Origin of the sequence: Bacillus sp. R86525 (genome assembly GCF_042466195.1) — a bacterium.
Classification (GTDB): Bacteria; Bacillota; Bacilli; order Bacillales; family Bacillaceae_G; genus Bacillus_A; species Bacillus_A nitratireducens.
On sequence record NZ_JAXHPX010000007.1, the window covers coordinates 2,115,557 to 2,130,473 of the forward strand.

Annotated in this window: 13 protein-coding genes and 3 pseudogenes; 13 read left to right on the forward strand and 3 right to left on the reverse strand. The window is 35.3% G+C overall.

Annotation, left to right across the window (positions count from 1 at the left end):
- Positions 1–122 precede the first annotated feature (122 nt).
- The 5 genes and pseudogenes from SJY24_RS13450 to SJY24_RS13470 all read left to right on the forward strand — a co-directional run bounded on the left by SJY24_RS13450 (position 123) and on the right by SJY24_RS13470 (position 5,962).
- On the forward strand, positions 123–884 hold the full coding sequence (locus SJY24_RS13450; RefSeq protein WP_000063328.1) for an ABC transporter ATP-binding protein: 762 nt from the start codon (positions 123–125) through the stop codon (positions 882–884).
- The gene (locus SJY24_RS13455; RefSeq protein ID WP_377864967.1) at positions 885–1,634 is read left to right on the forward strand and encodes an ABC transporter permease; all 750 of its coding nucleotides are present in this window, start codon (positions 885–887) and stop codon (positions 1,632–1,634) included.
- A gap of 445 nt (positions 1,635–2,079) precedes the next feature.
- Positions 2,080–2,202 (forward strand): annotated as a pseudogene (locus SJY24_RS13460) (short-chain dehydrogenase); the annotation flags it as partial.
- Positions 2,203–2,324: 122 nt separating this feature from the next.
- Positions 2,325–3,287 carry a tubby C-terminal domain-like protein gene (locus tag SJY24_RS13465; protein WP_088009960.1) on the forward strand — a complete coding sequence of 321 codons (963 nt, stop codon included), beginning with the start codon at positions 2,325–2,327 and terminating at the stop codon, positions 3,285–3,287.
- Positions 3,288–4,642: 1,355 nt separating this feature from the next.
- Positions 4,643–5,962, forward strand: coding sequence for an aromatic amino acid transport family protein (locus SJY24_RS13470; RefSeq protein ID WP_377864968.1), 1,320 nt, complete (start codon positions 4,643–4,645; stop codon positions 5,960–5,962).
- A gap of 234 nt (positions 5,963–6,196) precedes the next feature.
- On the opposite strand, the gene SJY24_RS13475 is transcribed toward SJY24_RS13470, so the two are convergent.
- The gene (locus SJY24_RS13475; protein ID WP_377864969.1) at positions 6,197–7,159 is read right to left on the reverse strand and encodes a helix-turn-helix transcriptional regulator; all 963 of its coding nucleotides are present in this window, start codon (positions 7,157–7,159) and stop codon (positions 6,197–6,199) included.
- Positions 7,160–7,269: 110 nt separating this feature from the next.
- Here SJY24_RS13475 and SJY24_RS13480 point away from each other — a divergent pair, with 110 nt between their 5' ends.
- From SJY24_RS13480 to SJY24_RS13490, 3 genes and pseudogenes are all read left to right on the forward strand, one after another.
- The gene (locus SJY24_RS13480) at positions 7,270–7,749 is read left to right on the forward strand and encodes a GyrI-like domain-containing protein (protein ID WP_000801057.1); all 480 of its coding nucleotides are present in this window, start codon (positions 7,270–7,272) and stop codon (positions 7,747–7,749) included.
- Positions 7,736–8,245 (forward strand): phage tail protein, encoded by a 510-nt coding sequence (locus SJY24_RS13485; protein ID WP_377864970.1) that lies wholly within the window; start codon positions 7,736–7,738, stop codon positions 8,243–8,245. Before SJY24_RS13480 ends, SJY24_RS13485 begins: the two co-directional genes overlap by 14 nt.
- 212 nt (positions 8,246–8,457) lie before the next feature.
- Positions 8,458–8,666: pseudogene (locus SJY24_RS13490) on the forward strand (DUF3963 domain-containing protein).
- A 98-nt stretch (positions 8,667–8,764) separates the two neighbouring features.
- Here SJY24_RS13490 and SJY24_RS13495 read toward each other — a convergent pair.
- A complete protein-coding gene (locus SJY24_RS13495) occupies positions 8,765–8,989 on the reverse strand; it encodes a hypothetical protein (RefSeq protein ID WP_000486795.1) in 225 nt (74 codons plus the stop codon).
- Positions 8,990–9,359: 370 nt separating this feature from the next.
- Between SJY24_RS13495 and SJY24_RS13500 the strand changes: the two genes are divergently transcribed.
- Together SJY24_RS13500 and SJY24_RS13505 are read left to right on the forward strand one after the other, a co-directional pair.
- Positions 9,360–9,959, forward strand: a complete 600-nt coding sequence (locus SJY24_RS13500) for a TetR/AcrR family transcriptional regulator (protein ID WP_377864971.1) — start codon at positions 9,360–9,362, stop codon at positions 9,957–9,959.
- A 4-nt stretch (positions 9,960–9,963) separates the two neighbouring features.
- Positions 9,964–10,509: a hypothetical protein gene (locus SJY24_RS13505; RefSeq protein ID WP_377864972.1), complete on the forward strand. Its 546-nt coding sequence runs from the start codon at positions 9,964–9,966 to the stop codon at positions 10,507–10,509.
- Between the two features lie 269 nt (positions 10,510–10,778).
- On the opposite strand, the pseudogene SJY24_RS13510 reads toward SJY24_RS13505, so the two are convergent.
- Positions 10,779–11,317: pseudogene (locus SJY24_RS13510) on the reverse strand (Tn3 family transposase); the annotation flags it as partial.
- Positions 11,318–12,263: 946 nt separating this feature from the next.
- Here SJY24_RS13510 and SJY24_RS13515 point away from each other — a divergent pair.
- The 3 genes from SJY24_RS13515 to SJY24_RS13525 all read left to right on the forward strand — a co-directional run bounded on the left by SJY24_RS13515 (position 12,264) and on the right by SJY24_RS13525 (position 14,832).
- Positions 12,264–12,770 carry a hypothetical protein gene (locus tag SJY24_RS13515; protein ID WP_002185300.1) on the forward strand — a complete coding sequence of 169 codons (507 nt, stop codon included), beginning with the start codon at positions 12,264–12,266 and terminating at the stop codon, positions 12,768–12,770.
- A gap of 239 nt (positions 12,771–13,009) precedes the next feature.
- Positions 13,010–14,167, forward strand: a complete 1,158-nt coding sequence (locus SJY24_RS13520) for a sensor histidine kinase (protein ID WP_377864973.1) — start codon at positions 13,010–13,012, stop codon at positions 14,165–14,167.
- Complete coding sequence (locus tag SJY24_RS13525; RefSeq protein ID WP_242310313.1) at positions 14,164–14,832, forward strand: response regulator; 669 nt, start codon at positions 14,164–14,166, stop codon at positions 14,830–14,832. The genes SJY24_RS13520 and SJY24_RS13525 overlap by 4 nt, the downstream gene beginning before the upstream one ends.
- The last annotated feature ends 85 nt before the right edge of the window (positions 14,833–14,917 follow it).

Below are 14,917 nucleotides of genomic sequence, written 5' to 3' on the forward strand. Positions count from 1 at the left end.
TCCGCCATCGCTATTCAGTTATATTTTTAAACCACTACTAAGTAATACAGATTATCAGTGATACTAAATAGGGGTCGTAAGTATTTTATCTTTGCAAATTATTTTAATAAGGGGGAAAAAGTATGAGCAATGCAGCGATTTCTGTAAAAGGGTTAAAAAAATCCTTTAAAGACAAGGAAGTATTAAAAGGGGTGGATTTTGAGGTGCAGCGTGGCGAAATTTTCGCACTGCTGGGCTCAAATGGAGCGGGCAAGACGACGACGGTGAACATACTCTCGACGCTGATGAAGCAAGATGGCGGTGAAGTAGGTATTTGCGGTTTTGACGTCCAGCGTCAACCGGATCATGTTCGTCAAAGCATCAGCCTGACAGGACAGTTCGCAGCTTTAGACGGCATGCTCACTGGGAGAGAAAACTTAATAATGATCGCCAAGTTGCGTGGAGTTTCTAGTCCTGCTCAAGTCGCTGATAATTTACTTGCAAGATTTAGCCTGACCGATGCAGCCAACCAGAGGGCAGATCAGTATTCAGGTGGGATGAAGCGCCGTCTTGATATCGCTATGAGCTTGATCGGGACGCCAGCAGTCATTTTTCTCGACGAACCAACGACAGGGCTTGACCCTGAAGCGCGGATTGAAGTGTGGGATACAGTCAAGGAACTTGCCGGCGGCGGCACAACGATCTTGCTCACGACTCAGTACTTGGAGGAAGCAGAACAACTAGCGGACCGTATTGCGATCTTGCATGGCGGAAAAATCATTACGACTGGTACTCTTACTGAACTGAAAGAGATGTTCCCACCAGCAAAAGTGGAGTATATCGAGAAGCAGCCGACATTGGAAGAAATTTTCCTTGCGATCATCGGCAAAAAGGAGGAGATGTAAATGAAAAGCAAAACAGGGGTATTACTAGGGCGCTTAATGCGCAACATCATGGGCAGTCCGGATACGATTATTACGGTAGCGATTACACCGATTATGATGATGCTGTTGTTTGTCTATGTATTTGGTGGGGCAATAAAGACAGGGACGGATAACTACGTTAATTATTTATTGCCGGGAATTTTGCTAATGGCTATCGCATCCGGTGTGGCTTACACTTCTGTGCGGTTGTTTACGGATGTAAAGAGCGGACTGATGGCACGTTTCATTACGATGCCCATCAAGCGCTCGTCGGTATTATGGGCTCACGTATTAACATCACTTGTTGCTAATGCGCTTACTATCGTGGTGGTTATCCTTGTTGCGCTCTTAATGGGATTCCGTTCCAGCGCTAATATTCTCGATTGGCTCGCGGTAGCTGGAATACTCGGGATGTTTACGCTGGCACTGACATGGTTGGCTGTCATTCCCGGGTTGACGGCGAAGTCTATGGAAGGGGCGACAGCCTACTCGTACCCGCTAATTTTTCTACCATTTATTAGTTCGGCCTTTGTTCCTACCGAAACGATGCCAAAAATTGTTCGTGCGTTCGCTGAGAACCAGCCTGTGACTTCAATCGTGAATGCGATTCGTGCTCTCCTATATGAAGGGACTGTTGGCAACGATATTTGGATTGCACTTGCTTGGTGTGTGGGCATTATGGTTATCGCTTACTTCTTCGCCGGTAAAGCATTTAAACGTCAGTTAGGGTAAATGCACCATCGGTTCGGTTCTCTATGGAAACTAAACTTTCCGGAAAAATATATGTGGGAAAATGGATTTAAATCACATGCTTCTTAGTTATTGCTATAATTATTGGTATTCTTACTGGTTACGCAGTTGGTACGTAAGTAGGTTCAGGCGTTGAGAAAAATCAGCCTGAGAGAGTTAAATGGGAAGAGATAATGTTTTGACTGCAATTCTAATCGTCATAAAATCAATGCACAAAATGCCTCTGTAAAAGAAAGGGTCCTGACTAATCAGGATCCTTTTTTATAGTACTAGTATAAGTATATCTAAGTTCAGATGGTTACTTACAAACGTTGTGGAGTGTTTGCACCAGAATCAGCTACCGCACTACATCTTGCGGAACATATACAAATTGAACAATTAGATGTACACTCATTACATGCATTTCAATTGTTTCTATTACAATCGTAAAAAAACTACGCTCCGTTATCCGATTGGAAAAGGGGTAAAGTTTGCTATTGTGATGAAAAAATTACTTCCTTGGAGATGGTGGGGGTATATTGTTTTGAGGGAGTTCGCGAAGAAAAAATAGCGCTACTATGCTAAAGTCATTCACGCGTTATAGTGCATTAATTAAATATATGTATATACATAGTTTCTCAGAGTGATGCGATGTCAGGTGTGAGCTGTGTAACAACTAGAGGTGAGTAAAGGATGTTAACGTTTTCGTTTGAAATAGACAAGGATATTCCACAGAAGGATGAGCCACGGTATGTTGCTTATGCAAAGGGCTTTATCGAAGGGGATTTAACGATTTGTGTGGGTGACAGAGTGTTTTTTCAAAAGTCATGCATGAAGGTCGCAGAGCTGGGCATTTATTTAGGACAGTGGATGGAACAAGTTCAACACGGTCAGAACTTGCAAATGAATTATGAAACGAGTGACCGTGATGACGTAGTTCTTGGTTTCTTCTATGAAGAGGACAATCAGTGGAGGGTTTCTTCCAGTGGGCAACAATTTGAACTTCAGGAGCGTATATCTACTACAACATTAGTAGAGAGCGTCCAACGCTATTTGTATGGGCTCAATAAGGAACTCCGCGCGATAGAATATCCTGTGACGTTTGATCAGTATTTAAGAGGAGAGCGAATGATGCAGCTTTCTTACAAACGACTGTGTGATAGTAAAGCGGACACGACGTCGATAGAGGTTTACAATGAAAGCGAGCAAGTAGGCGTAGTACGGGGGTATTATAAAAATGCGCTGATGAAAGTGCTAGACTTCATTCCGAAAGTTGGTAGTAATATCATTTATGAAATAAAGGATAGTAAGGACAATATTCGCGTTATTGCAAAGGATATAAGTAGGCAGCGTCAAAGAAAGATTTTAGTAACGTACATCGATAATAATGATGCAGAGCATGAAATAATTGTATGTGACGGAAAGTTATTGGATGCAAATTTCTTATTTACCTTTACATATAAGACAGAAGAATATGTTGTTCACAAAACTTCACTTGGGCTTGGAAAGCTATTACGAAAGGGCTATGTAATCGCAGATTGGAATATTCGTCTTGAGGAAGATATGTATTATATCGAGATGAATGTATATGATGAGGATTATATACAAGATCAATACTTACTGTTAGGCGTATTTCATGCGGTTTTGTATGGGTGATATAAAGTGAAACTTTAATCAGTGGGAGTCTTACTGCCCACAAATAGCGGGATAAATGAGAAGTACCGGTATTCTTCATGGGAAGGATGCCGGTACTTTTTATCTTTCTGATATTTCAGGAGGTGTATCATCTGCTAGCGTCAAACTTCCTCCAACTACTGTGGGTTTAAAATAAGGTTCGATAATTTATAAATCAGTCTGATCATTAAGAATAAAGATTGATAATTTGTAAAAACTTTAATCAGAAGATCTATTTTGTAGCTTATTTCTTTGTTCAACAATCGGGTCAGCTCGACAAGTTTTGTTATACATGCATTTAGCATGAAAGACAAGAGATTATGCGAGACAAATCTCCACAGGATTTGCTGAAAGAAGTGGTTCCGTTGCAAAGTTCTGAACAGCATAAACCCGTTTGCAAAATACGTTTATAAAGGGGTACAACCACATCGCTATCAAGCCAACAAAATAAAATCCCCCTTTTATTACACAATACGAAAGTATACTATCTTTTTCTAAATATGCAATTATGCATATTTAGAAAAAAACTACACTTAATAAATATTACATATGGTAAATGGAAACTTATGGTGTTATCCTTTTAAAAGGCGTAACATGTCAATCATTATAGAAGATGTGGTGGCTCCTCCGTAAAGAAGTTCTTTTTTTCTGAAAAATGTATATTGATTCGAAATTAGTAATAAATATTCATCTATATGATTTTATGTTTTCTTAATTTATTCCTTTATATCTACAATGATTATTTATTATAACAGTTTTTACGTCTAAAATAAGATATTTCAGCAAAGGGGAATATAACTATCTTTATAATGAGTTCCCAATATAATCAACGTGTTAACAAAAATGATATCTGTATTATTTTCCCCTTTTTACTAACTAATACAGCTTCAAACAATGGACACAATCGCTACATACCAATTGTGATTTATTATCTATTCATTATTCTGTTTATTCAGTCTTTCTAAAAATAAAAAAATATTAGACTCGCAAATATAAACGTTATAATGAGGGCGTCGAGAGGTAACCGATTACCTACGGAGAAAATATCAAACATTTTAAAGTTGGACAGACTGAAACGATTAATTACAGAAGGGTGTGTGACCAGAAGGGGAATTTATTCAAAAAAGTTTAGTAGTAGCGGACATCGTATTAGCTGGTGTACACAATATCATCAATGTTGACGAAGTATAGGGTTGGAGGATAAATGCCTCACAACAGGTTTAGGTGGAATCGTTTACAATGTGACGCACCTAGTAAGTGATTCATTTTTTAAGAATGGTCTATATTCTTAAGCCTAAAGAGAGACATAAGAATAGGATACAAGGGGGATTTATTATATGAATGGGAATACTGCAAAAAAAATAGAATTTCAAGCTGAAAATACTGCAGTGAAAAATGAGAACTATCTAGATCCTAAAAAGTGGCATAAACAAGATACTACCTGGGCATTGAGCCTTTTTGGAACAGCAATTGGAGCAGGAGTACTCTTTTTACCTATTAATGCAGGTTCAGGTGGTTTATTATCATTACTGTTAATTACCATACTTGCATTTCCTGTTATGTATTATTCACATAGAGCACTTGCTAAAATGATATACGCTTCTAATTCTGCTGATGAGGGGATTACAGGTACAATAAGAGAGTATTTCGGAAATAAGGCAAGTATCATTTTTAACATAGTATATTTCGTTTCAATTTATACGATCGTGCTGATGTATTCGGTTGCACTTACAAATACTGCAAGTAGTTTTATCGTGCATCAATTGCACATGCAGGAGCCTCCAAGGGCCATTTTATCGCTTGTATTAGTACTCGGTCTTATCGCTATACTAAATTTTGGTCAAGATATCATTGTAAAGATAATGAGCATGTTAGTATATCCGTTTATTGCTTCTTTACTTTTTATTTCAATATCTTTAATTCCACAGTGGAATACGTCAATGCTTAGTTTTTCAAGTGCTACTACTGCTTCAACAGGAACAGGGTATTTTGGGGTGCTATTGATGATACTACCAATCATAGTATTTTCATTTAATCATTCTCCTCTTATTTCGTCATTTGTTATAAAGCAGAGAGCTACCTATGGAATAGAAGCTACTGATGCCAAATGTGCTCAAATACAAAAAGTTTGTTATATCATGACTTTCGTAGTAGTTATGTTCTTTGTTTGGAGTAGTGCACTGAGTTTAACTCCAAAAGATCTTATGATGGCTAAAGAACAAAACCTATCAATCCTATCGTATCTTGCGAATGAGCTTAATTCACCAGTAATCACTATTGCAGCTCCTATCATTGCTTTTGTGGCAATAACTAAGTCTTTCCTTGGCCATTATATAGGAGCATATGAGGTAATGCGTGACGTGATTATGAAGTTTGGTAAAACACGCGGAAAAAATTTAGAAGAAAAAACAATTAAGACAGTGATCCTTACTTTTGTCGTATTAACATGTTGGTATGTTGCTTATGCAAATCCAAGTATTCTTGGAATCATTGATGCCCTTAGTGGTCCGTTAGTTGCTGCTATCTTATGTCTATTACCAATGTATGCGATTCGTAAAGTACCAGTACTAGCTAAATACAGAGGGAAAATGAGCAATGTGTTTGTCATTGTTGTAGGTATACTTACTGTCCTAGCAAGTATTAAGTCATTATTCTAATTCGCTATTGTTGGTTGTAGTTCAAAAATAGTGGAATATGAAAAAAGAATGAAAGATCTTATGGGTAAGATAAATCCACACTCGAATTTTAACGAAGGTTAAACTCTAATATAAAAAGACATGAACAAAGATTAGTTCATGTCTTTTTTTTGTTGGCTTTATTCCTAGAAGAGCAGCGGTAGTAAATAAAATATTTTCTCTATGTGCTTGAAAATAGAGGTAACTGGTCACTGCTTATGGGCAGTATAAACATAATCTCTCTTTTAAGCCTTTTAACACTTCTTCAGGCACTGCCTTCATTTTGATATCCTTACCTAGGAAAAGTAGCCAATTTGTTATCTCTGTTAATTCATCGAGATTGTTAACATTGATAAAAGTCTTTAGAATGGCTGTGGATTGGTAAGGATTTGTATAGGAAATTGAAACTTTTAAAGGATGATATTTTTTGAACTGGACAATTGCTTTTGGACCGAGTTCAAGTACAAGGTTGATTGCTTCGTCTTTCTTACTGAGTTTTTCTAAAATCTTTTTCTTACTTAATCTCTTTTTTGTCGTATAGGGTTCGACATTGATGAGATGATCGACAGGAAACATCTTCTTCTTTTCTTCTTTTACGTCAAAGCCTTCAATTATCCAATGGCTTTTTTCTTGATAAAGGTGTAATAGATAAATTGGATAAGACTTGATTTCCGCCTCTTCTTTTAGGGTAATCAATAAATGGCTATCCAAAAGAAGGATTTGGATGAGTTTTTCTAACATAGGATGTGGGAGGTCAGAAAGCTCAAGTAAGTCGGGATTGTGGGGATTAGTCCCTTCAAAAAGTAAGAGTTGATTTAAAAGAACAAGGTCATCCTGCTGGATTTCTGAGATAAGTCCTAGTAGTTTTTCAGCTAAAGACTGACGACTCTTTAGATAGGGAAGTTGTTGATTTCTTGTGGCCATAAAGGCAATAAAAAGAGCTTTGACCTCGTTATCAGTAAAGCGAACAACGGGCAGAATAGAGTTATGCATAACAGAATATCCCCCATCTCTCCCAACTTCAGCGACAAGTGGCATCCCCATGGCTTCAATCTCTCTAATGTCTCTAATAGCTGTCGATCGAGAGATGTTAAATTCTCGTATGATTTCAGAAATTGTAAAGTGAGAGCGGTTATTGATATACCGCATGATCGTATTAATTCGTTCAACTTTGTTCATGTTGGTCTCCTAAACAGTATCATTTTTTGACATGATTTAAGGTTATTATAAACTCATCAAGAGAAAAGATAAATTACTTGATTAATTTAAAAGTGAGGAAGGTTTTGAATATGAAAAATTATACTTTAGAAGAAAAAGATAGCTTTATCGTGTTAGGTATTGGGACTGAAATTAAGAGTGAATACACAGATTTTGCTGGAATAAATAAAGAAAAAGAAGACTTTTGGTCAGCTGTTAAAGAAGATGGAAGGTTGGACACTTTAAAAGCTTTAGCCACAAATGATTACATTTTTTCTGTGAGTGAAGCGGTGAATAACAAGATGATGTATTATGCTGGTGTCATGACAGAGGAAACGATACAAGAAGAATCTAGAGTTATTCAGTTTCCTAGGGGAAAATATTTAGTAGTTAAAGGGGAAGGTAAGACGGCTGAGGAGCTAAGTAATAAGCTTACTGGCATTGCCTTTGGTCAAGTCTTACCAGAAGTAAATGATTTTGCCTATGTTGGTGGACCAAATACAACGGTTGAGATGGGGCAGCAAAACGGTTTAGTATTTGGTGAAATGTGGATTCCAGTTGTTAGGAAGTAAAGAGATTAAAGGAGGGGTGGAATTGTCCTGTATCGTTGATTTTAAAAATGTAACTATAGCTAGCTTAGAGTCTTCACCTGTCGCAGAAACACTTTCTGGTTTACGTGCTCATGAAGCACGTTACTTTATGAACAAATATAAGCATGAATTTACGGTTGTACCAGCTAATGAAAGCGGGGAGACTCTTGATTATGTGAATCACATTTTGAAAGAAGAACGTGATATTGAGTTTGTGGCCAAACCTTTAGAAACATCACGTTTTCAAGTGGAGAATATCAAATTTGCCTATGTCTTCTACGAGGATGGTCTTGCAGTCAATGTCATGTATACGTTGGATAACCCGAAGAAGCGAGCTGTCGGATTTAAGCTTTCTGAAGGAATGGAGATACCAAAGGAGTTAGAAGATAAGTTTAAATTTGCTAGGCAAAAGTCTAAACTTGCTGGAACAATTCGAGGTTCGTTTTTTGTAATAAAAGGAGAATATAGTGTAAGTTGAAGAATCATTCATTTGTTATATTGAGTTATTTTTTAAAAGGCGCGATTAAGGCTAACGATCTTGAATTGTTAGCCTTTTTTTACATAAGTAAATAATATTTACAGTCTGCTACACACTACGTTCAGATAAAATAAAACGAAAGGAAATTACTGTAAGGTGGTGGTGGGAGCAAAAAAAGGCTATTTGAGTTATTCTTAGTAACTTTTGCTTTACTGTTCCTTCATGTAAGTACATTTACTAATGAAAAATTGAACGATAAATTTGGTAACTTAACTTTCTTTGTTGTATTTCTCATGTTTTATATCAACGTTGCATTTATAGAACGGTATTTGATGATATACAAAAGTGGATTCGAAATATCATATTTCTTCTTGCCTTGTTAGTAGTAACTTTAATATCACTATGGATAGGTTACTTTTAAAGCCTTGTGATTAAGGAAATTTTGTTTTGTTATCTTTCCTTAACAACAAACAAGACGCCAACCAGGTCATGGTAGCGCCTACGATAATTACTATTGGTTTAATCATTAACAAGTATATCTGGCCCCTTTTTCAACATATACGAGAAACCCGAAATAAATACGATGCTAAATATAATAATAGAAGACCATATATTAAAATGAAATTCTTTACCTACAACTAAATAGTAGATGTTATGGACCAAGAAATTAGCACCTATGATAATCCCACCTAACATTGAACTAATTACAAAACTAATTAAATAAAATTTGAGCTTCTGAAACATTTCCCCTCTACTCCTTTTCTAAAATTAACTTTATTCAGGATGTTTTAGAAAATTATACTATTTATTTTTCTAATATTCTTAAATTTATAATATATTTAAGGTTATTTTAAGAGAAGAAGAATTGCCTACCAAAATGTCCATTTCGGGGTTTCACCAATATGCCCATCAAGCTAATGAAACTAGTTGCCCCAAAGCAAAAAATGTATATTTTCACCTGGAGATGCCAATTTTCTCGTTTTGGGGATATTATAAAATTTTAGGTTGATAGCCATGTGGCAAGAGCCCTATTGTATCTAAAGCAATATGTTCATATTGTTTTAGGTACTCTTTTTATAATATGATCATATTATAAAAAAGGAGGAGGATATGAGTGCCTAAAATAGTTGATCAAATACAAAGGAAGAATCAGATAGCCACTGCTACTTGGCGTGTAATATTAGAAAAAGGTATTGATAAAGCTTCTATACAGCAAATCGCTGACGAAGCAAACATTTCGGTTGGACTTGTTCAGCATCATTTTTCGTCTAAAAATGAATTAATTCATTATGCAATGAATTTAGTATTGAATCGAATGGAAGAACGGGCAAACACTCGTACAAGTGAATTTAAGGGAACGAAAGAAGAAGCACTTAGAAGATTAATGAAATTTATTATTCCTTCTAATAAAGAAGAAATGTTGGAAGGGAAGGTTTGGATTACATTTCTGGGTATATCCTTTAGTTCCCCAGAACTTATTGAACTTCGGAAGAAAATGGATGACCATACGAGGTATCTTATGGAGATAATTCTAGATTTAATGAGGGATCTAGGATACGTTACACCAGGTCACAATAGAGAATTTGAATTAGAGATACTGTACGGATTTATCGATGGGCTAGTAATTCATGTCCTTCAAACACCAGAATCATATCCAGAAGAAAAAGTAAATCAACTTATCGAGTATTATTTAAAAGAAAAAAAGAGGGATTAATCGCATGAATAAAGTTTTCATTATTATTCTTGTAGTCGTTATTGTATTGATTATTAGGCAGCTTATCCCGAAGAAAGTAGATAGCTTCGATCTTCTTGGTATACCAATCATGGCTATAATTAGAACTTATATGGGTCTTCCAAATAGATTGGACTATATTATTACAATTGAATTAATTAGCTTGCTTATATTAGGAGCGATAGTTGGTTATTGGCAAGCTAAGAGGGTGAAAGTTTTTCATCATAATAATCAATTATGTAGTGTTGGAGGCTATACGTATATTATCGGATGGATTATTATGCTTTTGGGCAGGATTGTTATTTTATTGTTGTTCAATCTTAACTCGCTCGTATCGACATTTCAAGCGGGACAGGAACAGTTTACGAGTGAAGTAATTAAAGTTCTTTCTCATGCTGGAGATTGGTTAATATGGTCTACTATTCTTGCATCTTCCATCATGTATACCGTTACCTTATATAAGGATCACCCGGATATCAAGAAATTAATACATGATCGTTTTAAAGAAATAAAACAACGAATAAAATATTAATGTAACTAATTGTTGTTATATGGGCCATTGCCACATGCCCATCAACTTAAGGAAACAAATCAGCCCAAAAACGAAAAAATGAGCTTTTTTATTACAAATTAGCACAAAATCTCGTTCTGGGGATAGCTGTATTTTCTTAGCTTAATAGCGATGTGACTCTACCCCTATTAGGGGGTCCTGACGTCAAAACGTGGATATTATACGCTAAGACATTTTTTTGAGAGATAAGACCCTGATTTCCTTACGCTAAGCAGGAAATCAGGGTCTTTTTATGTTCTTAAAGGACGGAACGAATGATAATTGCTGACAGTAAAGTTGTACTCACCTAGAAAATTAATATGCTCCCAACCAAGAGGTGGGATATGAGGAAGCAACTCTTCATGATGTTTTCCGATTTTTTCCATATGTTCAATAGCTTGAGATAGATACACAGTATTCCAGATACTGGTTGCATTGATAATTAGATTTGATGCACTGGCGCGCTGTAATTGGTCTTGTAGTGCCCGTTTTCGAAGTTCACCGTGTTTCCCGAAAAAAAATGCGCGTGCTAATGCATTCATAGCTTCTCCTTTATTCAACCCCTTTGAATCCGCCGGCGTAAAGTTTCGCTAGAAATATAGTCTAGGATAAACAGTGTTTTTTCAATGCGTCCCATCTCTCTTAGTGCTGTTGCAAGACTGTTTTGCCGGGAGTAAGAGCACATTTTGCTCATGACAAGGGAAGCTGACGATGTTCCTTCGCGAATGGAATGTGCCAATCGAAGGACATCGTCATAATTATCTCGAATGACTTTTGTAGGGGTTCGACCGAGATACATGTAATTTCGGGTCATATCCTGTATTTTATTTCCAATAACCATATTTTATTATAACAAAAAGGTTTGAAATCAATAATGTTATGAATTATTTTTGATACAGTATTTTGTTACAGCCAGTTCAACAGTTAGGAAGTTTCGTATTTTTAAATACAAAACGTAACAAAAATGAACGTTTATGTTACAAATATCTCCGAAAAATAACATCTAGGAAAAAATGTATCGCCACGACCTATTTTTACACCTATCTCGGCCGAACCCCACTATGATTTCACTTATTGATAAAGAAAAAATCAATGATGCTAAAAAGATGTTACATCGAGGGTTACGAACTACAAAAAACAAATATCCTAAATTATACTGTTTATTTTCCTATCAAAATCATTTATATTTTGACCAAATAAATTTTAAAAAATTTCTCGAAAAAACAGCCATTCCCTTTTTCAAAAATGAAAATAATAATAAACAATTATCCATATTTTATATTGACTTAGCGACCTGTTATCAAAAGGAAAATCAATTCGAAAAAGCTTGTTTATATTACCCAAAAGGCATCTCTTGTATAAGGATAGTCAAAAGTTTAAATATCATCTCATAAAAATGTTTAGTTACAATTTTAATAAGAAAACATATTCAAAACTCCTATTTTTTACATAGCAAATAACATTTTTCCATGTGCTGTTGTTGTATCTACCGTAATAATAATTGGCTTTTGGTTAAAATATTTCGGTTGATGAAGATATGCTGCTGTCCCATATATCCAGTTATATATATTCAAGTGGCTTTTTTCACAATAGAATCAAAAAAAACTCTATCTATAGATAGAGGGTATTCAAAAAAAATCATCTTTCAGATAGATGTTCTAAAATAGTAGGGATGTTACAATCCTCCAGTAAGTAAGCAAATAAACAATAAATTTATACTTTATGGGGGTTTTAATTTGAATACTCAAGCTTGGATAATGATTGGTGCATTTTTAACAATTGTATTATTAACACAAATTGGAAGAAAGGTATTTACAACCACAAAGGCTGTATTGCCATTTATTCTTTGTGGTATAAGTGTTTATTTATTCGTCGAGGAAATACCTACCTCAGGTTCAAATATGACCGCACTCATAATCATGACAATGGTCGGCATGATCATGGGAGGGCTAATGCTTTTTACAGTGAAAGTAGAATATGGTTCTGACAATAAAGCGTACGTAACTGCTGGTATTCCTTATTTATGTTTATGGATTATTGGACTTGGATGGCGTGTCGTATTAGCTTATGTAGCGACAGACTGGTATCCACAACAATTTATAGATTTCATGGTATCGAATCACTTGGATTTTAATGTTATAGCCCCTGCTTTCGTATTTTTTACAATTGCGATGGTAGTTATTCGTACTATTGGAATTGTGATTAGGATACAAAGATATAGAAAAAATCTAAAAGCAAATTAAAGAAATAGGTTAAGAAAAACAACTTCTTTTGTCTAATGAAGTAGGTAAAACAAACACACTATAATAACTACTTCATTATTCTTTTAATTTCAGATGATATGCATTAAAGGAATTTAACTCGACTATGAACTATAATAATTGGGATTTGTAAATTTCCAGTCTTTAAATCAAGAAATGGATGTTCATCTATAGCCAAGAAATATAGAAACTAAACAGTAAGGTTGCGAGGGAATAAGTACATGGAAAAAGTATTTTTAAAAATGATTGATAGTCATGCAGGAAATGCGATAGGAAGCATCTTAATATGCGTATTTTTTTATAAAGGTTTCGCACCTCATGGTACCTTTGCAATATGGGTTTGTAGCGTTTTTGTAACAATTTATCTATGGATGTTGTATTCACCAAAATCTTGGTGGAATGCAAGGAAGTACGCTTTATTTACGAGTATATTAATAAGCATATCATGTGTATTATATTTTTCTTATCCGAATTTTCCGAATTATACGTTATGGCCACTCATAGTTTTTCTTACCGCTGCAGAACCCAAGTGGACACGAGTAACGACAATTTTAGCTGCTATAACGGGGATAGTTATCATTCTATTTATACATGCGAATACGTTTCCTTATCAAGAAACATTAATTATTATCGGCCTCTATGTCTCGATCCGAAGTACATCCAGGCTAAGAGACGCATATCAAAAAAATCAAAAACAACTAAAAGAATTAGACGAAGCACATGCTGAACTACAAGAAACAACGGTATTTTCTATGCGATATGCAGCTTTTACGGAAAGAACAAAATTAGCAAGAGAGATTCATGATGGACTTGGACATCAAATGACCTCACTTATTATTCAATTACAGGTTCTTAAGATTATCTTAAGGAAAAATCCTACTGATGCCCAAGATCATGTTGAAGAACTTTTAAAGGTGGCACGAAAAGGAATGGAAGAAATCCGCGTCGCTGTTAAGGAATGGACAAGTGATGAAAAAGATCTCGGGCTTACTTCATTAAAAGGATTGATTTCACAGGTTCAAGCGAATTCTTTATTACAAATTGAGTTCATTCAAGCTGGAAATATAACAGAGTGGACGATGGAGGAAAGTACAATTCTGTATCGCATTCTACAAGAGTCTTTAACTAATGTCTTACGACATTCTAATGCAGATTCTGTTATTGTAAACGTAACAGAAATAGACGGAGTAGTAAAACTCACAATTGATGATAATGGTATATATACAGGGGATAAGCCATTAAAATATGGCTTTGGACTCAATGGTATGATAAAACGCTGTAAATCAGTTGGAGGTAATTGTTCCTTTTTTCTAAATGAACCAAAAGGACTTCGAGTTGAAGCTACTATTCCAATTCAGAAAAATGGAGGAGAAGTATGACAGAAAAGATTCGTATTGTGCTAGCTGATGATGAACCATTTGTTCGAAAAGGCCTATGCTATATTATTGAAATGCAAGATGACATGGAGATAGTAGGGGAATGTAAAGACGGTAAGGAAGCAATTAAAGTGGCTTTAGAAACTGCACCAGATATGGTAATTATGGACATTCAAATGCCTGACTTATCAGGCATTTTGGCTACTAAAAATATTATGAGTATATTACCAAACACAAAGGTTGTCCTATTAACAACATTTGATGTACAACAATATGTCTTAGATGGTATTCGAGCTGGTGCAGTGGGTTATATATTAAAAGATACTGAAACGGAGGAAATGCTAGATAGTATTCGATCTATGAATAGAGGGGCAATGATTTATAATAGCACGACAGCAAATCAAGCTTTTACACAATTTATAAAACACGATAATAATGATTATAATTTAGCTGGCGAAGAACTTGAATATACGGAAACTCTAACTAAGCGGGAGATTGATGTTTTACAATTATTAGCTTATGGAAAACAAAACCATGAAATAGCTAAAATCCTTTATGTTTCCGAAGGGACAGTCAAAACTCATATCCATAATATTCTTCAAAAACTAGGTGTAACAGATCGTACACAAGCAGCTGTAATGGCAATTCGAAAAAAAATTGTAAAGTGATATCTGCTGTATGTAGTAAAAAGAATAAAATTTTAAATTAACATAGTGTTTTTCTAATTGAAATTAAACAGATCATAATAAAAAA

Excerpts from the sequence above, each read along its gene's own strand:
- SJY24_RS13505 (WP_377864972.1), top strand. The coding sequence starts at position 9,964 with ATGAATAAAGTTTTCATTATTATTCTTGTAGTCGTTATTGTATTGATT.
- SJY24_RS13525 (WP_242310313.1), top strand. The coding sequence starts at position 14,164 with ATGACAGAAAAGATTCGTATTGTGCTAGCTGATGATGAACCATTTGTT.
- SJY24_RS13455 (WP_377864967.1), top strand. The coding sequence starts at position 885 with ATGAAAAGCAAAACAGGGGTATTACTAGGGCGCTTAATGCGCAACATC.
- SJY24_RS13520 (WP_377864973.1), top strand. The coding sequence starts at position 13,010 with ATGGAAAAAGTATTTTTAAAAATGATTGATAGTCATGCAGGAAATGCG.
- SJY24_RS13475 (WP_377864969.1), bottom strand. The coding sequence starts at position 7,159 with ATGAACAAAGTTGAACGAATTAATACGATCATGCGGTATATCAATAAC.
- SJY24_RS13450 (WP_000063328.1), top strand. The coding sequence starts at position 123 with ATGAGCAATGCAGCGATTTCTGTAAAAGGGTTAAAAAAATCCTTTAAA.
- SJY24_RS13480 (WP_000801057.1), top strand. The coding sequence starts at position 7,270 with ATGAAAAATTATACTTTAGAAGAAAAAGATAGCTTTATCGTGTTAGGT.
- SJY24_RS13495 (WP_000486795.1), bottom strand. The coding sequence starts at position 8,989 with ATGTTTCAGAAGCTCAAATTTTATTTAATTAGTTTTGTAATTAGTTCA.
- SJY24_RS13465 (WP_088009960.1), top strand. The coding sequence starts at position 2,325 with ATGTTAACGTTTTCGTTTGAAATAGACAAGGATATTCCACAGAAGGAT.
- SJY24_RS13470 (WP_377864968.1), top strand. The coding sequence starts at position 4,643 with ATGAATGGGAATACTGCAAAAAAAATAGAATTTCAAGCTGAAAATACT.